This is a genomic window from Nonlabens sp. MB-3u-79 (assembly GCF_002831625.1).
Taxonomy (GTDB): Bacteria; Bacteroidota; Bacteroidia; order Flavobacteriales; family Flavobacteriaceae; genus Nonlabens.
Window position 1 is genome coordinate 1,461,962 of sequence record NZ_CP025116.1, and the last position, 18,929, is coordinate 1,480,890.

General features: G+C 36.9%; 14 protein-coding genes. 8 read left to right on the forward strand and 6 right to left on the reverse strand.

The features are described 5' to 3' along the window. Positions 1 to 30: 30 nt before the first annotated feature. Together CW736_RS06430 and CW736_RS06435 are read right to left on the reverse strand one after the other, a co-directional pair. Positions 31 to 1,677, reverse strand: coding sequence for a DUF6029 family protein (locus CW736_RS06430; protein ID WP_101013188.1), 1,647 nt, complete (start codon positions 1,675 to 1,677; stop codon positions 31 to 33). A gap of 27 nt (positions 1,678 to 1,704) precedes the next feature. Beyond that, entirely contained in the window at positions 1,705 to 2,184 is a 480-nt protein-coding gene (locus CW736_RS06435) for a TlpA family protein disulfide reductase (protein WP_101013189.1), read from the reverse strand. Between the two features lie 166 nt (positions 2,185 to 2,350). Here CW736_RS06435 and CW736_RS06440 point away from each other — a divergent pair, with 166 nt between their 5' ends. Beyond that, positions 2,351 to 3,385 carry an Omp28-related outer membrane protein gene (locus tag CW736_RS06440; protein ID WP_101013190.1) on the forward strand — a complete coding sequence of 345 codons (1,035 nt, stop codon included), beginning with the start codon at positions 2,351 to 2,353 and terminating at the stop codon, positions 3,383 to 3,385. 289 nt (positions 3,386 to 3,674) lie between these two features. Here CW736_RS06440 and pruA read toward each other — a convergent pair whose 3' ends face one another. The 4 genes from pruA to CW736_RS06460 form a co-directional block, all read right to left on the reverse strand. Further along, positions 3,675 to 5,303, reverse strand: a complete 1,629-nt coding sequence (gene pruA / locus CW736_RS06445) for an L-glutamate gamma-semialdehyde dehydrogenase (protein WP_101013191.1) — start codon at positions 5,301 to 5,303, stop codon at positions 3,675 to 3,677. A 185-nt stretch (positions 5,304 to 5,488) separates the two neighbouring features. Then, positions 5,489 to 5,875: a Co2+/Mg2+ efflux protein ApaG gene (gene apaG, locus CW736_RS06450; RefSeq protein WP_101013192.1), complete on the reverse strand. Its 387-nt coding sequence runs from the start codon at positions 5,873 to 5,875 to the stop codon at positions 5,489 to 5,491. A 3-nt stretch (positions 5,876 to 5,878) separates the two neighbouring features. Beyond that, positions 5,879 to 7,078 (reverse strand): DUF3667 domain-containing protein, encoded by a 1,200-nt coding sequence (locus CW736_RS06455; protein ID WP_101013193.1) that lies wholly within the window; start codon positions 7,076 to 7,078, stop codon positions 5,879 to 5,881. 29 nt (positions 7,079 to 7,107) lie between these two features. Continuing rightward, complete coding sequence (locus tag CW736_RS06460) at positions 7,108 to 8,367, reverse strand: DUF5103 domain-containing protein (protein ID WP_101013194.1); 1,260 nt, start codon at positions 8,365 to 8,367, stop codon at positions 7,108 to 7,110. A 184-nt stretch (positions 8,368 to 8,551) separates the two neighbouring features. Here CW736_RS06460 and CW736_RS06465 point away from each other — a divergent pair, with 184 nt between their 5' ends. The 7 genes from CW736_RS06465 (at position 8,552) to CW736_RS06495 (ending at position 18,759) form a co-directional block, all read left to right on the forward strand. After that, on the forward strand, positions 8,552 to 9,895 hold the full coding sequence (locus CW736_RS06465; RefSeq protein ID WP_101013195.1) for a Na(+)-translocating NADH-quinone reductase subunit A: 1,344 nt from the start codon (positions 8,552 to 8,554) through the stop codon (positions 9,893 to 9,895). 3 nt (positions 9,896 to 9,898) lie between these two features. Beyond that, positions 9,899 to 11,074, forward strand: coding sequence for an NADH:ubiquinone reductase (Na(+)-transporting) subunit B (locus tag CW736_RS06470; RefSeq protein WP_101013196.1), 1,176 nt, complete (start codon positions 9,899 to 9,901; stop codon positions 11,072 to 11,074). 2 nt (positions 11,075 to 11,076) lie between these two features. Continuing rightward, complete coding sequence (gene nqrC / locus CW736_RS06475) at positions 11,077 to 11,802, forward strand: NADH:ubiquinone reductase (Na(+)-transporting) subunit C (RefSeq protein ID WP_101013197.1); 726 nt, start codon at positions 11,077 to 11,079, stop codon at positions 11,800 to 11,802. A gap of 43 nt (positions 11,803 to 11,845) precedes the next feature. Next, positions 11,846 to 12,547, forward strand: coding sequence for an NADH:ubiquinone reductase (Na(+)-transporting) subunit D (locus CW736_RS06480; protein ID WP_101013198.1), 702 nt, complete (start codon positions 11,846 to 11,848; stop codon positions 12,545 to 12,547). A 19-nt stretch (positions 12,548 to 12,566) separates the two neighbouring features. After that, positions 12,567 to 13,181 (forward strand): NADH:ubiquinone reductase (Na(+)-transporting) subunit E, encoded by a 615-nt coding sequence (gene nqrE, locus CW736_RS06485; protein ID WP_101013199.1) that lies wholly within the window; start codon positions 12,567 to 12,569, stop codon positions 13,179 to 13,181. Positions 13,182 to 13,208: 27 nt separating this feature from the next. After that, positions 13,209 to 14,495, forward strand: coding sequence for an NADH:ubiquinone reductase (Na(+)-transporting) subunit F (gene nqrF, locus CW736_RS06490; RefSeq protein WP_101015055.1), 1,287 nt, complete (start codon positions 13,209 to 13,211; stop codon positions 14,493 to 14,495). A 742-nt stretch (positions 14,496 to 15,237) separates the two neighbouring features. Further along, positions 15,238 to 18,759 carry a T9SS type A sorting domain-containing protein gene (locus CW736_RS06495; RefSeq protein WP_101013200.1) on the forward strand — a complete coding sequence of 1,174 codons (3,522 nt, stop codon included), beginning with the start codon at positions 15,238 to 15,240 and terminating at the stop codon, positions 18,757 to 18,759. Positions 18,760 to 18,929 lie beyond the last annotated feature (170 nt).

The following is an 18,929-nucleotide window of genomic DNA, read 5'->3' on the forward strand; positions in this document are numbered from 1 at the left end:
TCCTTTTTGTTTTTGATTTAAAGTTGTATACTAGAAATTAGTGCTTAAATTTAAAGTAAAACCAGTATTCTCTGGCACAAATCTACAAACTCCACCTACACAAATAAGTCCACCACGTTGGCGTCCATAGTTGACGGCTATCCTACTGCGTCCTTTTGTGTAACTTCCACCAGCAGAATAATAATGGATTTCAGTGATGTCATAATTATACAAGTCAGTGGCATATATAGATAATGAAGAGTTGAAAGCATATTCTAAAGTTGCTGCGGCCCAATTGCCACGATCAGCATCGGCACTCAAGTGTTGCAAGTCCAGGCGCAGGCTTTGACCTTTGTCTAATTCATAAAGGAAATCAGCAACTATAGCTGTTCCATTCAAAACAAATGTTCCACCTTCAATGACTCTCCCATCATAGTAAGTTTGTGTGCCTGTTACTTTTGCTGAGAAATCATCAGTTAATTTTTTATAAACTTGCAAGCTGTATTCTTCAAAATAACGGTCGCCTCTGGAAAAAAGAGAGGCTTCATAAGTATTGTTAGGAACATCAAAAGTAGCATCTAAGCCACCCCAGTTTGCATAATTAAAGGAGAAGGTTGTTCCTTTTTTACCGCCTAGAAGACTTCCTTTTTTAGCGGTATAAACCACATCTATTTGTCCACCTATTTCTCCAGCTTTTCCTTCAGCTGGTGATAAAAGCGCCTGTGGGGCGTATACATATATATTGTTTACAGCATAACTGCTTTGTTTAGTATAACCAGGTATAAAATTGATGGTCTGTTGTTGAAAGGCATTTCCCTGCGCTTCACGATCAGAATAGAAGCCCATATTTTCTAAGGACCTAAAAACAGCATTGATCCCTAATCCAGGAACCGCATAACCAGCAGTAAATAAAAAGGCTCTACCATCACTGTAATTACCGTTTAAGGCACTTCCTCCTAAAATAAATGCATCAGGATCTTTATATATATATTCTAACCCAAAGTTCAATGCGTTCATATACACATCAGATCTAACACTATATGCATTTACGGTTGCAGGAAAGTTAGGATCTGGACTGGTGGACTGCTGATAGCGACCTACATAACTTGCTCCTACATTGATTGAAGTTTCCAAATCAAGTACAGTACCTAAATCGAGTTCTGTATTGAAACCTTGAATAGTTCCTTCAGAAAGTTCAAAAGCTGCTCGCTGATTACCAGCAAAACCTGTTGCTTCTAGATAATCAGTAAATTGATAGTTGACACGTATTCCTCTTATGGAGTTATCTACACCTAAGGTGTGGTCTTCCCATGATCTGTAAATCAATCCACTACCGAATTGATCGTAAAAGTTACCTGCCGTAATATCTAGTCCTTTATGTCTAAAGTTAGCAAAATAGGTTGCTATACCATTATCTGCATATTCTGGAAAATATCCTAAAAGAGGAGATGGTTGGTACATTTCATATTGTGCACCTGCAGTAAATTTACCGTTGGAATAATTTAATTTAAAATAGTTATTGGATCTTAATTGATCTTGTGGTGCTAGGGTTCCTATCCCATCGCCATCTTCATCTAGTCCGTTATCATCTTGATACCATTGTGTATTAGATTCAAATCCGCCAGAGAAACTTCCATCTTGTGCTGCAGTTATACTAAGGCTGCAAACCGCTATTGCGGTGATCAGTATTTTTTTCATAAAAGTAAGGTTAGTTTCTGGAGTGGTTTAGTTGAGGTGTTTTTTGAACTCTTCAAATAATTCTAATTCTGCTCCAGGAGTAAAACTAGAGTGACGGTAAACGATTTTATTATTCTTAACGATTAAGGTTAAAGGAATTTGAGGATTACCTAGAGATCTTATGATTTCATTTTTTGTATCTAATAAAATTTCATAGGGCCAGTTTCTACCCATAGATTCTGTCTTCACTCGTTGCTTAGTTCTAGCATCATCGGTAGCTATTGCGACCACTTCAAAACCAAACTGTTCCTGCTTGTCAGCATAATGTTCTTTGATTGCGTCTAATTCGCGCATACAAGGAGTGCACCAGGTTGCCCAGAATGATAAAACAACTGGTTTATCTTTAGATAGGTCTTGAATATTGATTTTTTTCCCTTTGATGTTTTTTAGGGATAACTGTGGTAGTTCTGTTTGCGCTTTCGCGAAAGCGAAACATAAAATAGCGGCTAGAAATATTAATTTTTTCATAATAGAATAAAATTGTTTAGGAATGCAATTATAATTATTTCAAAGGACTAATCATACCAAACCACTGAAATCCGTCATTTTTACAAATAATCACGAAATAGTTATGATAATTTCACAAGAAGTCTATATTTGACGATCCATAATTAATTGTTAAAAAAATTTATTCATGAAAACAGCAAACTTTTTAAAAATCTTTACATTATTCTTAGCTATAGGAATAACTTCTTGTACAACTGAATCTACCGACGAGGGTGGAGGAAATGATGGTGCAAACGGCCTTGTGTTAACAGCAAGTAAAACCAGAGTATATAACTTTACATCGGTGACTTTTACTGTTAATGACGGGAATAGTGATGTAACTTCTAGTGCTGTCATCTCTGTGGACGGGACACCTATTTCAGGTAATACTTCTACGATGACTGGTCTAGGAACAAAAAATATAACAGCAGTCGTTGGAACGGACAATACAAACTCCCTGGACGTTGTTGTTATTGAACCTAGTTTTACAACCAAAGCATTAATAGAAGATTATACAGGCGCTTGGTGTGGATGGTGTCCTCGTATTTCTCAAGGGATTATAGATGTTCACAACTCGACAAACGGTGAAAACGTAATTGCTGTAGCGGTACATAACGGAGATTCAATGGCTTTCCCATTAGAAGCACAAATGAGATCTCGATTTGGTGTAAGTGGTTTTCCTACTGGAATACTTAATAGAGACGCTGACTGGTCAGCAGTTTCAGGAAGTTCTATGGACATTACCCAGCCTATGGCATTGTTGAATACAACTAAATCTGTAGGTCTTGCAATCAATTCTTCATTAAGCGGTTCTTCAGTTTCAGCTACTATCAAAGTAGGTTTTGATTTTGATACAACAGGCATGAAGCTAGTAGCCGTGTTAGTAGAAAACGGTAAAATTCTTCCTCAAACTAATTATACAAATAACTGGGGTGGAGCAAGTACCATTTCAGATTTTGAACACAATGATATCTTAAGAGCAGCATTTACTGACGTTTTTGGTAATGTAATACCAGCCGCTGAGCAAATAGGAGGTTCTGAATATTCAGTTACTTTGTCTGCAAGCGTTCCTTCTGGAACTAATACAGCAGACATGGATGTTGTAGCATTTGTTGTTGATGATTCAGGAAAAGTAGTGAATGTTCAAAAGGCTGCAGTAGGTGTTAATCAAGATTTTGATTAATCAATAGTCATAAACATTTAATTTTTAAACGAAAAGCGCTCTTTTAAGAGCGCTTTTTTTATGGTTTTTTTTATTCTTTTTAATTAGTTGAAAGGAACGGGCATTTTAATTTAGCCTCCGTTTCTAATTTATGTTTGTCATCTATAGTAGTCCTTAAGAGTTTTGATCACATCATTTTTTATAATGTTTTCAATTTAAAGCTTGAGTTAATTAAGGAAAAAGCCTGACGTCTATAATAAAAAAAGCCACATCAATTGATGTGGCTTTTTTGTTAAAGTCTCAAGAATGTTTATTCTCCCATGAAAGGATATCTGTAATCGGTAGGTGTTACAAATGTTTCTTTAATCATGCGCGCAGAAACCCATCTGAGTAAGTTCAATTTAGAACCTGCTTTATCATTTGTTCCAGAAGAACGAGCTCCGCCAAATGGTTGTTGTCCAACTACTGCTCCTGTACATTTATCATTAATATAGAAGTTACCTGCACAATTCTCAAGGGCTTGAGTGGCTTGTGTAACAGCGTAGCGGTCTTGTCCTAGTATAGCGCCAGTAAGAGCGTATTCACTGGTTTCATCAACTAGTTTCAACATCTCTGCATACTCATCATCTTCATACACGTAGATAGTAATTACTGGGCCGAATAGCTCCGTCTCCATGGTTATATATTTAGGGTCCGTGGTTAAAATAACCGTTGGGTCCACAAACCATCCTTTAGACTTGTCGTAGTTTCCTCCTATGATCACATCAGCGTTAGAGTCTTTTTTAGCTCCATCTATATAGGTTGCTAGCTTATCAAACGAACCTTCATGAATCACAGCGGTAATAAAATTACTCATGTCTTCTGGAGACCCTATTTTAAAACTATCTACATCTCTACGAATGTATTTTTCCACTTCTGACCACATACTCTTAGGGACATAAGCACGGGAAGCGGCACTACATTTCTGACCTTGGAATTCAAAAGCACCTCTCACTATAGCTGTAGCAACTTGTGCAGGGACAGCACTTTTATGTGCAACGATAAAGTCTTTACCACCTGTTTCACCTACTATTCTAGGGTACGTCTTATAGGTATTGATGTTTTCACCTATTTTAGTCCATAGGCTTTTAAATACCGCTGTAGAACCGGTGAAGTGAACACCAGCAAAATCTGCATGCGTCATTACCTCGTTAGTCATCATAACAGGATCTGCATTTACCATATTGATAACGCCATCAGGTACCCCAGCTTCTCTAAATACTTCTACAATTACTTGTGCGCTCAACATTTGATGGTCACTAGGCTTCCATATGCATACATTACCCATTAAGGCAGCGCTGGAAGGAAGATTACCCGCAATAGCGGTAAAGTTAAACGGAGAAATACAGTATACAAAACCTTCCAAAGGTCTGTATTCTAATCTATTCCATGCACCAGAAGTGGATTCAGGTTGCTCTGCATAAATCTCTGTCATGTATTGTACATTGAACCTCAAGAAATCTACCAGCTCACAAGCGGCGTCAATTTCTGCTTGGTAAATGGTTTTAGACTGATTGATCATGGTTGCGGCGTTAATACGCGCTCTGTAAGGACCAGCAACTAGTTCTGCAGCTTTTAAGAAAATGCCAGCTCTTTGTTCCCAGGGCATTTGAGACCACTTTTTACGTGCTTCTAAGGAGGAAGCAATAGCATCTTGAACTTCTTTTTTTCCACCTCGGTGGTATTTTCCTACTATATGTTGGTGGTCATGTGGGGGTCTTATAGGTGCCGTATCGCCAGTTTTTATCTCTTTTCCATTGATGTACAAGGGCACCTCCGTATTTGTATTCCACAATTCTTTGTAAGCTGCTAGCACTTGGTCTCTTTCTACAGTTCCTGGAGCATATGTTTTAATAGGCTCGTTTACAGCAACTGGGACGTTGAAAAATCCTTTTCCCATGATCTAATTTGTATTTTTAATTCGTGGGTGAAATTACAAATAATCTAGCATTACTTTGAATTCTATTTTGGTAAAGTAATCTTAATCTAGAAGAGTAGGTGAAAAGAAAGCGGCACTTTTAAAGGGAAGCAGGTTGATAATCAACTACTATTTTTTAATAAAATATAAATACAGATTCTTGAAATCTAATTCAGCGCAAAAGGAGCGCTGAGTTTAAAAGCAGGGATAATAACACTGAATTGATTAGAAGTAGTGAAGTTAACCATATTGTAAAAACCACTCATGTTGCCAAATGGAGAGCTAAGTAAGCAACCACTTTGGTAGCTATGCGACTGCCCAGGTTTAAGAACCGGCTTTTTACCTATGATGCCTTCTCCATCAACGTGCTCTGTGCGACTTAAGCTGTCTTTGATACGCCAGTGTCTGGTGTTGAGTTGGACGTAATCCTTGCTCTGATTTTCTATAGTGATGACATAGGTAAAGGCAAAGCGCATCTTATAATTTTTATAAAATGTACCTTCAAAACTCGTTTGTACCGAGATTTTAATACCTCTTGTAACCTGTTGTATCATAATTTAATAAAGTACAATTCCTATCAAAAGTAATAAACTAACTCCTAACAATAGTCCCACGACAAATATAAAGCTTACTAAAAGAAATTTAATGATGGTTTTAAACCGTCTTTGTCCATAAAAATTACGCAGAGATTTATACAGGTAAAACGGACCTATAAACAAGAAAAAGAATTGAGTGAGGTTGACATAACCCAAACTGCACCATTTTATCAGCATCATAAGAATCATACATAGAAATGTAAACGTAAAGGTGTTAAACGCAAAAATCAAATGTTCCATATAAGTGAATTTCCTGCGAGCATAGAGCAACCAAAGAAATAAAGTTAAGACAGGTGTAAATAGAAATAGAAACACAGGTAGTTTAGGTAAGATAATATCGACTAAAATATGAGGGTCAGAGCTTATATTTTGTATCAATAGCACCTTTTCATAAATGGATTTATTGTACAAAGTATTATTGTGTTTCATTTGTGCCAGCGCTGTTGCTGGATCTGCGATTTTATGTTCCTCGTAAAAGTCACGATAAAACTTTATTTGTTTAAAAAAGGAGTTTAGAGTACCTAGACTGTCCATGTCTTTTTGTGTAAGCTCGTTTTTAGAGAGGTCTTTTTCTTTTTTTGATTGTTCTACCGCAAGGCTATCTGCTGCCATAGCTGCTGCTTGCCCTTTGCGTATTTGTTTTGCTATATAATTGCCCACAATAGGTTTTTCCTCAATTTCTTGAAGCTCTTCCTGAGTAAGTTGTCCGTTATTTTTTTTATCATCCTGATCAACTAAAACTAAGCCGTTACCGAAATTGATATCAGCATCGTCATTTTTGACATCTGCGACTGCTTTTTCTATTTGATCTTCGGTAAAAATATTCACAAAATTCTCTAATTGTAGCATTAAAAAGAAAACAATACATACACTCAAAAAGAAGCGAAAGGGATTTGTATAACTCAATCTTTTACCACTTATAAATTGCCTGCTTACGTAACCAGGTTTGAACAGAAGGTGCTTGATCGTGCGCCAGATGCGACTGTCATAAGAAAATATGTTGGAAAAGAACTCGCCAAAGAAATCTTGGAGTGCCAGTTGCTTCTTAGAATTGAGTTGTCCACACTGATGACAGTATTTATCTTCTACATCAAGTGGTGTAGAGCAGTTGAGGCATTCCTCCCCTCTGTATTCAATAAGCGATCTTGTTGTAGGTTTCATGAATAATGGTTGGTCTCTGGTAAAGGTAGTTAATTCGTAATGTTTTGAGAATTGGCCTCACCTATACCTATTAGTTGATCGTACCTACCACCTAACTCTCTGTAATAAGCTAGCACGGAATACTGATTTTCTGTTTGCCATTTATTGCCACTTATAAAGCCTGGATCTTGAGAACTGTTGTCGTAAACAACCGTATAGCGATAATTGTAGAATCCTTGCTTTAATAAAATAACCGCTTCGTATTTTCCTGTTTTGGAATTATAAACAGCTTCGTTTTCTGGTTGGAGTTGGAAGGCGTTGTAATTACCCATGATATAGATTTTAGCATCAGGCGGCAATTGTATGCCTTGTGTGTCCAAGGCAAAATGAATATTGACATACTCTGCTTGTACGGCGTTATCTTCATTATCAAGGGTAGTTACCAGGTAGTTGCCATTAATGTCTGGATTAAAGGTGTATTCTAGGTTCTTACGAGGGCCATCGACAAATAGATAAGCGTTGTACAATTCCTCTTTACGTACAAAATCTATGTTCATATTAGGTGATCTAAAATCTCTATTCTCAAAGTTGAGAAATTCATTCCCTGCCCAGAAAGAGGTTTGTTCGTCATATCTGTAAACTTGTTTGTTTCCTAAATTGAATTGAGGTTTTATATCGGTGATGCTTGTATTCAAGTCGCTGTTTTGGATAATAGCAATTTTAAGTTGGTCATTAGGGTTTATAAAATTGATCTCTTTAGAATCTATAAAGAATTGAATACGTTGTTGGGTCAACACATAGTTCAAATCACGGGCGCGTTTTATTTCTACTCCTACGACAGATTTTTGATCCAAGACCATAAATTTTCTAGAGAAAACAAGTTCTTGATCAGAATTATAAATATGGATCATGTAATTACCACTCACTTTAAATCCTTGTGTAAACTGATTGGGTATTCTTAAATCATAATGAGAATAAGGCTGGATAGTGGTAAATGAATTGCGGTAATTAAAAATGCGCATGTCATCGATTCCTAAGAGAAACTCATTTTTAAAGAGTTGGCTAGGTTTCCAGTCGTAATCATAATGCTCAAACTGATAATAATAATCAGCTTCATCTCCTATAACATCATCAAAACTCATTTCAAATGCATCGCCTAATTTGAATACAGGCAGCATGTTTTCTGGGGGTTTATTAAAGGTCACTGATTTGATGTAATCAGGATCATTAATCAGTTCTTTTTCGGTCTGAGAGTTGACATTGAAAAAGATGAATAAAACTGTAATAAAGAATAAAATGTACGACTTCATAGCTAGGCGATAGTTAGGTATAAATATAGTGGAATTGCTCTTAATAGTTACGCTTTCGCGAAAGCGATGCCAAAGCAAATAAAAAGATCTATTTAGAACATATCTAAATAATATTATGAGTATATTATCAAGTCTTTATTGCGTAAATTTGCAGACTTTTAAAAAAGATTAAATATAACATCCTATGTCAAAGGACATTAGAGTAAAAAAAGGGCTTGATTTGAAGCTCAAAGGTGAGGCTGACAAGAATATTGTCCCGGCTCCACAGTCTTCCATTTATGCGATAAAACCTGCTGATTTTCATGCAGTTGTTCCTAAGTTAATTCTTAAGGAAGGAGCAACAGTTAAAGCTGGTGAACCTATTTTTTATTCCAAGCATGATGAGAAGGTAAAGTTTGCTGCTCCTGTGAGTGGAACTATCACCGAAATCCTACGTGGTGCAAAAAGACGCCTTCTAGAAGTAAAAATTACTGCAAACGCGAGTAATGAGGCTATACATCATGGTAATACCGACCTTTCTACTGCTAGTGCAGATCAAGTGCGAAACCTATTGTTAGAAAGTGGGTGCTGGCCATTTATTATACAGCGTCCATATAGCATCATAGCAAACTCTGAAGACACCCCTAAATCTATTTTTATATCGGCATACGCGACGGCTCCACTTGCTGGAGATCCAGAAGTATATCTTGCAGATAAGATGGGTGATTTTCAAGCTGGTATTACTGCTTTAAGCAAATTGACCAGTGGGAAGGTACATCTTTGTGTAGGCAAAGATTCTACTCTTAAAGGTGTGGAAGATGTTGAGGTGCATACCGTGAAAGGACTTCATCCTGCAGGTAACGTTGGTGTGCAAATTCATAAGATTGATCCTATTAATATGGGAGAACGCGTTTGGACGGTAGGTCCAGAAGATGTAGCTACAATAGGTCATCTTTTTCTTACTGGAGAATTTAAACCAGAAAGAACTGTCGCCTTAGTAGGTACTGATGCAAAAGAATCAGATCGTAAATATTATAGAACTTTAGTAGGTGCGCAAGCAAATACGATAGCTGGAACAGTAGATACAGCTCACACACGTATCATTTCAGGTGATGTGTTAACTGGAGATAAATTGAGCAATGATCAGTTTTTAAACTACTATCACAATACGCTCACTCTGATCCCAGAAGGTAATGAATACGCTTTCTTAGGTTGGATGCCATTTACACGTAACAATGTACCCTCTAATGCAGGAACCTCTTTTTCTAAATTATTAGGAGGAAAGCGCACTGTGGATACCAATCTTAACGGGGAAGAACGCGCACTAGTTGTGACCGGAGAAATGGAAGAAATGTTGCCAATGGATATATATCCATTGCAGCTTATTAAAGCTTGTATGGCTGGAAATATTGAACAAATGGAAAATTTAGGGATCTACGAAGTAGCCCCAGAAGATTTTGCGTTAATTGATTTTACAAATACGTCTAAACTAGAGGCTCAAGAAGTGATTCGTCTAGGATTAGATTTAATGATAACAGAAGTAGGATAAATTATGAAATGGGTTAGAAACAAATTAGACCAAGCAAGAAAGCCGTTTGAACCTGGGCAAAAATTTGAAAAATTTGCTCCAGCGATCAATGCTTTTGATACTTTTTTATACACTCCTAATCACACCACTAAAAAAGGAGCGCACATACGCGATGTGGTGGATTTAAAGCGTACGATGATTACTGTTGTATTTGCTTTAATACCGGCACTTCTTTTTGGTATGTGGAATACAGGTGCTCAATACCTGTATCAAGATTTAGGCTTAGCAAACGTTACAGATGTACCGTTTTGGGACGCTTTTATAGAAGGTGCGATTCTAGTGACTCCGTTAATTATTGTGAGTTATGTAGTAGGATTAACCATTGAGTTTATTTTTGCGATCTACAGAGGTCATGAGGTGAATGAAGGTTATTTAGTAACCGGATTGTTAATTCCTATGATTTTTCCAGTGGATATCCCGCTATGGATGCTGGCTATCTCTGTGGCTTTTGCAGTTTTGATAGGTAAAGAAGCTTTTGGTGGTACTGGGATGAATATTTTGAACCCAGCACTTACTGCTCGAGCTTTTGCTTTTTTTGCATATCCTTTATATATGTCAGGTAACGCTATTTGGGTTCACCAAGGAGCGACTGATAGCATTTCAGGAGAAACAATATTAGGTACACTGGCACAAGGCAAATCGGTAGCTTATAGTTTCTTTGATGCAGCTGCTGGTTTTATACCTGGATCTGTATCGGAGACATCAACTATCGCAGTGCTTCTTGGTGCAGCAATATTGATACTTACTAAAGTCGGTAGCTGGAGAATCATTTTAAGTGGTTTTGCAGGTGCGGCAGTGATGGGATTAATTTTCAATGCTTTTGGTCTTAATGCCTTAATGCAATTTGATTGGTACATGCACTTAGTTGTAGGTGGATTAGCCTTTGGTCTTGTATTCATGGCGACTGATCCAGTTAGTGCTGCTCAGACCATGAAAGGAAAATGGATTTATGGGTTCCTTTGTGGATTCTTCGGTGTCATGATACGTGTATTTAATCCCGCCTATCCAGAAGGAATTATGCTTGCGATATTATTGATGAATGTATTTGCTCCGACCATTGACCATTATGTGATTCAAGGAAATGTGTCTAAACGTAAAAAACGCCTAGCAAAAGCAAAGGCTCAACTTCAAACAGCTTAGAAATGGATAGAAATTCAAATGCTTATACATTCTTATTTGTGATAGTGCTTATTGCGGTAGTTGCAAGTGCTTTAGCTATAACAGCTACTTCATTACAACCGGCACAAGCAGAGAATGTAAAGAACGAAAAAATGCAAAATATACTCGGTACAGTTGGTATTGAGGTGGCAAGAGACAGTGCTTCCTTGCCTTTTGAAAAATATATTGTGCAACGCATTGCTTTAGATAATAAAGGTAATGAGAGAACTGACGTAAATGCTTTTGACATAGAACTTAAAAAAGAACTGAAGAAGCCTCTTGCTGAACAAGCGTTCCCACTTTATGTTGCCGATGTGGAAGGTTCTAAATACTATATTGTTCCACTTAGAGGTAAAGGTCTTTGGGATGCTATATGGGGTTATGTAGCTCTTAAAGATGACGTGAATACTATTAAAGGTGCCGTATTTGATCATAAAGGAGAAACTCCTGGATTAGGTGCTGAGATTACTCAAATGTGGTTCAAGAAAAGTTTTGATGACGAAAAAATATTTGATAGTTCTGGAGACTTTACTGGAGTTTCTGTTGAAAAAGGATATCAAGGAGGGGATAATAAAGATGACAATGCAGTAGACGCTATTTCTGGAGCAACAATTACTGGTGACGGCGTTACCAAAATGATTACAGAACGTCTTAAGAATTACCTTCCTTATTTTGAAAATAACACTAACGTTAAAGTGGTGTCTAACTAGTTTATAGTTCCGCTTTCGCGAAAGCGATATAAAAACAACCATTATGGCTGAAAATAAAAAATTAACCAAAAAAGAAGATTTGATTCTTTTTCTATCAGATACTGATGAGAGAGAAGGCCTTCTAGGTAAGAAAAACAGAAAATTGCTTTCTGATCCACTTACAGACAATAACCCTATTACGGTACAAGTGTTGGGTATTTGTAGTGCATTGGCAATTACTGTTAAATTAGAACCTGCAATTGTAATGTCCTTAGCGGTGATGGCAGTAATGGCTTTTAGTAACATGATTATTTCTATGTTGCGTAATTCGATTCCATCTCGTATTAGAATCATCGTGCAACTAGTAATAGTGGCAGCTTTAGTAATTCTTGTGGATCAAGTATTGAGAGCTTACGCATACGATGTGTCCAAACAGCTATCGGTCTTTGTGGGATTGATTATTACAAACTGTATTGTAATGGGACGTTTAGAAGCTTTTGCATTAGGTAATGGAGTTTATAAATCATTCCTTGATGGAATAGGTAATGCAGCTGGATATGCTTTTATACTTATTCTAGTGGCCTTCTTTAGAGAGCTTTTAGGATTTGGTAAATTATTAGGTTACCAAATTATCCCAGACGCTTGGTATGAAGCTGGTTATTCTAACAACGGTTTAATGTTGTTATCTCCTATGGCTTTGATAACAGTTGGTCTTATTATATGGGTGCAACGCAGTCGTAGCAGAACATTAATTGAACAAAATTAATTTTAAGAAATAGAATCAAATGGATTTAATCAACATTTTTGTAAAAAGTATTTTTATAGAGAACATGGTTTTCGCCTATTTCTTAGGTATGTGTTCTTACTTAGCCGTTTCAAAGTCGGTTAAGACAGCTGTAGGCCTTGGAGCTGCAGTGGTATTTGTATTAGGTATTACCGTGCCTATTAACTGGTTGTTAGACACCTATTTATTAAAGCCAGGAGCTTTAGTATGGTTGGATGCTGAGTATGCTAGTATAGATTTATCCTTCCTTAGTTTTATCATGTTTATAGCAGTAATCGCTAGTATGGTACAGCTCGTAGAGATGGTAGTAGAGCGTTTTGCTCCAGCTTTATATGGTGCCTTGGGTATTTTCTTGCCACTTATCGCTGTAAACTGCGCTATTTTAGGGGGGTCGTTATTCATGCAACAAAAAGATTTTTCAGGAATCTCAGAAGCTGCGACTTATGGTATAGGAAGTGGTATAGGTTTCTTTCTTGCGATCTTAGCTATTGCAGCAATACGTGAGAAGATTACTTACTCTAATGTACCAGCGCCACTTCGTGGACTAGGAATAACATTCATCATCACAGGACTTATGGCTTTAGGTTTTATGAGTTTTATGGGAATAGAAATTTAAAAAGAAAACATCGTTATGGATTCTAACATGATTACAGTTTTAGCAAGTGTTGCAATTTTCTTGACACTTATTTTATTATTAGTATCTCTTCTATTAGGAGCAAAATCTAAATTGCTTCCTTCTGGACCGGTTACTATTAATGTTAACGGAGAAAAAGATATTACTACAGGTTCTGGAAGTACGCTTCTAGGAACTTTAGGAGATAACAAATTATTCTTACCATCTGCTTGTGGTGGTGGTGGTACATGTGTTCAATGCAAATGTATCGTTACCGAAGGTGGGGGTTCTATTTTACCTACTGAAGTACCTCACTTTACAAGAAAGGAAATCGCTGCTGGATGGAGACTTGGTTGTCAAGTTAAAGTAAAGCAGGACATGAAGATCGAAATTCCAGAAGAAGTTTTTGGTATTAAAAAATGGGAAGCTGAAGTAGTTCGTAATTACAACGTTGCTTCCTTTATTAAAGAGTTTGTAGTACGTCTTCCAGAAGACATGCATTATGAAGCTGGTGGATATATTCAGATCGAAATTCCTAAGTGTGAAGTGAAATTTGAAGATATAGATATCACAGCTCACCCAGAAGAGCACGATACCCCAGATAAATTTAAAGCAGAGTGGGAAAAATTTAATTTATGGCCACTTGTGATGAAAAATCCGGAAACTGTGGAAAGAGCCTACTCTATGGCTTCTTTCCCTGCAGAGGGTCGCGAGATCATGTTGAATGTGCGTATTGCTACTCCACCATGGGATAGAGCAAAGAATGGATGGATGGATGTTAATCCAGGTATTGCAAGTTCTTATATCTTCAATCAAAAACAGGGAGATAAAGTAGTGGTCTCTGGACCCTATGGAGAGTTTTTTATCAATCATTCAGAATCTGAAATGCTTTATGTAGGCGGTGGTGCAGGAATGGCGCCAATGCGTTCTCACTTATATGAGCTTTTTAGAACATTGAAAACTAATCGCAAGGTGACGTATTGGTATGGTGGTCGTTCCAAGGCAGAATTATTTTACATTGAGCATTTTCGTTCTTTAGAACGTGAATTTCCTAACTTTAAATTCTACTTAGCTCTTTCAGAACCAGCAGAAAAAGATAATTGGAAAGTAAAAGAAGACCTGGATGCTGAAGGAGATGGATTTGTCGGATTCATTCACCAGGTTGTTATTGATCAATATTTAAACAAACACGATTCTCCTGAAGACTTAGAAGTGTATTTCTGTGGGCCACCATTGATGAACAATGCTGTAGGTAAAATGGCAGAGGACTTTGGTGTAGACCCTGAGAATATACGTTTTGATGACTTTGGAGGTTAGAAATAGCCTCATCACTACATTATAAATTAAAAGCCTGGTCCAAGACCAGGCTTTTTTTTATGCTCGTGATATAGCTGATTTTAAGAATTTTTAAAATATAGCGTACACATATACCCTTAATTTATCTAGTTCTATTATTAGTCTTTGAAGCGCTTATAGGTAGCAAATGGGTAGTGACACGTACTTCTTGACTTTGCATAAAATAAGATGCAATCACATCAATAACTGAGTTTTAGAAACTGAAAAGTGTAGTTTTTTAGTTCATTTGATAGTAGTGTCCCAACTTGAAATGATCAAGGGGTTGTTGTTAAACTTGCTGGTAAATTTGTTGGATTACTCATAAAAAGCGCCTAAAATACCCCGCTAGCACATTAATACTAATAATATTTACACTTCATCGATAGTATTTCTGTTTTATTTTAACTTGAATATTTGTTTTTTATCGATTGAACTTTTAAAGTTATCGATATAAAGTGCTGTTCGTAGGAGGGTTAAGTTCTGTATGTATATAAAAAACGCATTTTAATATTATATTTTTACTATGCATACATCACAAATAAGCATTATTATTTTGGATAACTCATATATTTTCGTTTAAAACGGAGGTTTACTCGTTCAACGACGTTTTGTGTATAGTGTTAGATAAGCACAATCCCTTTATAATTGTATAGAGGATTGTTTGAAGAATTTGTTAGCAATTCAGCACTCTTATGACATTGAATATTTGTTAAATAAACAGTTTATGAGAAAATTTCTACAATTAGTAATTTTATTTTCAATGTTGCCTGTAATAAGTCAAAACATTGATTATACGAGTAATGTAACCAGTTTTTATGGGGACTGCCCAGATGCAAATGGTAATGAAGAGTATACATGGAACGGATGGCTTTCTGATGATTTTGATACCACTGAAGATGCAACAGGTTGTATAACTCAGGAATCTAACGGTGTAACGACTCATGCTGGAATTTTTCTTACAAGAAGTCGTACCAATATAGCCACTACCCAAATTATCACAAGATTTGACGGTTGGGAAGACGACAGTACCGACATTGGAAATGGAAATGGAAATGCCAACGGTTACGGGAACGGAAATGGGAACGGGAACGGAAATGGGAACGGGAACGGAAACGGAAATGGGAACGGAAACGGAAATGGAAATGGCTATGGGAACGGAAATGGCAACGGAAACGGGAACGGAAACGGGAACGGAAACGGAAACGGCGGTAGTACGGGTGATCTATGCAATTATGATAGTGGTGTTGATGACTGTCGAGTTCAAGAAATAAGTTATTTCATAGTTACAGATGCTGTAGAGCATGAGTCTCAATCGCAAACTCGGAGATGTGGTACTGACAACATGAATATGAGCGTTTCTTACTCCTATCAATACGCAACAACTTCTTTAGAAAATGCTACTGGCTATAACGGAACTTTTACAACTGAGGGTAACCTTCCTTTTTGGGGAGCACAAGGGTCTTGGGGTAATTCCAATCAGAATACTGCTGCTAGTGGATCTATAGACGATGATGAAACCTCTTCTTTCAGTACCACAGTTACTTGTATGACAGAAGTAAGTTTTAATTGGAAAGTCTCTTCTCAAGCTACTTATGACTTTTTAAAGGTATATGTAAATGGGAGCCTAGAAAGACAAATTTCTGGGGAGACCGATTGGGCCACTGTTACTTTGCCTTTGGATCGAGGGACGAACACCATCAAATGGGAATATGCTAAAGATGCCTACGTTTCTGAGTATTTAGATAGAGGATTTGTAGATGATATTAGTTTTAATAGCAACGAGCAAATTTATGCCGGTTCTATAGATGGTGCACAATCGTTTTGTGTAGGTCAATTACCTAACGCTCTTGGTACTGTAAATTATACCAATACCTTATATAATGGTTTAACTCAACAATGGCAGCAAAATGTTGCAGGAGTCTGGGTAGACCTAGTAAATGAAAATAATGAGACTTTGGACTTCGATAGTCCATTATCTGCAACAACTACTTTCCGCAAGAAAGTAAGTGATACCTGTGGTAATGCAACTTACTCCAATGAAATTGTGGTGACTATGACTGCTGGAGATGTGGCAGAATTTAGTTATGAGAGAATGTCTTTTTATCCAGAAGATACAACTGCAGTACCTCAGTTAGGTGCAACTACTGTTTCAAATGGATTTTTTACAGCAACAAATGGTCTTGTGATAGATCGGTTAACAGGGGTTGTTGATGTGGTAGCCTCTCCTTTTGGAACCTATCAAGTAACTTATACTACTAACGGCAATTGTAGTGGTGTAGAAACAGTGGATATTAAAATAGAAAAGGACTTTATTTACGATAATGGAATATGGACTCCTAACGATCCAAGTGACTTAACTAATCCCTCTACAAGAAATCACAGCATTCAAATAATGGAAGATATTGTATATGCTAACGAGCTTGTCGTGAAAAATATAAAAATAGCACCGGCGGTGTCTGTTTCCTTTACTAATGATGTATCTGTTTACAATAAGTTAAATAATCAAGGTAACATGAATAGCACAGCAAGTTTCAAAGCTGCTGAAGTCATAAATACAATAGCTTGGTTTTCTAATAAAGCATCCTTTGAAGTTCTGGAAGTTGAAAACTCCAACCTCACAATACAAGGTAATTATATCATCAATAATAAGTTGTTTAATGATGATGCGATTTCAGCATCTACTGTTGACGCAACTAATGCTGTTGTGATTTTTAGATCGACTGCCAATAAAACAGCTGTTATAGACGGTGCTTTTATAGATATTACTGGAAGTGTTAATGTAGAAAATTTTATTGAAAACCGCAGATCATTCCGATTCTTATCTTCATCAGTAACCTCTACCAGTTCTATATATCAAAACTGGCAAGAAAATGGAGACAACCTTATTGTAGGATTAGGTATTCATATTACAGGTGCAGGTGGAGCTGCAAATGGTTTTGATACCACATCTACTAATAATGCTTCTATGTTTGGGTATAATAATCTTAATCAAAGTTGGTTAGCTCAAACATCTACCAATCAACAACAAGATGTTCTTACTGCTGGAAAGCCTTACCGAGTATTGGTAAGAGGAGATAGGCAAACCGATTTAAGTTCCAATTCAAGTGCTTCTTCACAAACCGTTTTAAGAGCAAATGGGACTTTAGAAAACAGCAGTAAAACAGTAAATGATATAGCGCTAAACTCAGGAGAATATATGATGATAGGAAATCCTTATCAGTCTAATTTAGATTTGGCTTCACAGTTAAGAGAGCTTTTAAATAATAACTCCAACAACCTTACTGCGGTAGATCCTAATTTTTACTATGTATGGGACCCCTTAGGAAATGAAAAGGGAGTTTATAGAACCTATGACCTTGCTACTAACACTTTTGTAGGAGCACAGGTGCCTAATACAAGGATGATTCCCGGCACTATAACACCAGGGCAGTCCTTTTTTATCGCTGCTTCTGGAACCGCAAACGGGAATGTGACTCTTAACAGAACCTCAAATAGTACTCCATTACCATCTGGTCTTAGAAACCAAATTAATTCTAATGCCTCTTTAATGATTTCCTTATTTGACAATACAAGTGCTGCATCTGCCACATCCTCTATAGATGGATTGATGATTAGATTTGAAAACGGTTCTAATAATGGTGTTGATAATAGCGATGCAATTAAATTTAGCAATATCGATGAGAACATGGCTAGACAACATTCTAGTGGTTCCTTATTGAGTATAGAGAACAGAGCGCTTCCGTTTGACGGAGAAGAACTTCAATTATTTAACAATAACTATAGAAATACCAACTACATTATTGAAGTAGCTTCAACTAGCTTAGGCCAAGTTCAAGGGGTTCTTGTGGATAATTTAAACAATACTAGAACTATTTTAAACGACGGTCAGTCCACGAGCTACAGTTTTACAGTAGATGGTGCTAATTCTCAAAGCATTGCCTCAGATCGCTTTAAAATTGTATTTGAAAACACGACTTTAGGTGTTGATGATGTGATCACGGATACTACAGCAATTAAAATCTATCCTAACCCGGCAACTGGGGACTTTGTGACTTTAGATTTAGGTCTTAAATCTTCTGATGCACAGGTAAGTGTTTATAATGTTTTAGGGCAACTTGTAAGTACGCAAGAGACTAAAGGCCTGTCTAAGCTGACTATTAATACGAGCCAATTAGCTGCTGGGACTTATATAGTGAATGTAGTTTTGGACGGTCAGAAATATGTAGAGAAATTATTAGTGAAGTAACTTATTGGGAAATTAGAAGCTTACGCTGTTATGTAAACCTTAATCATGAAAATGGTTAAGGTTTTTTAATTGTTCCGCTTTCGCGAAAGCGAAACAACTATCCAACTGCAGCCACATCATCATCATTAACTTATAGGGACGCTACTTAATCAGGCTGCCTATATGCAGTG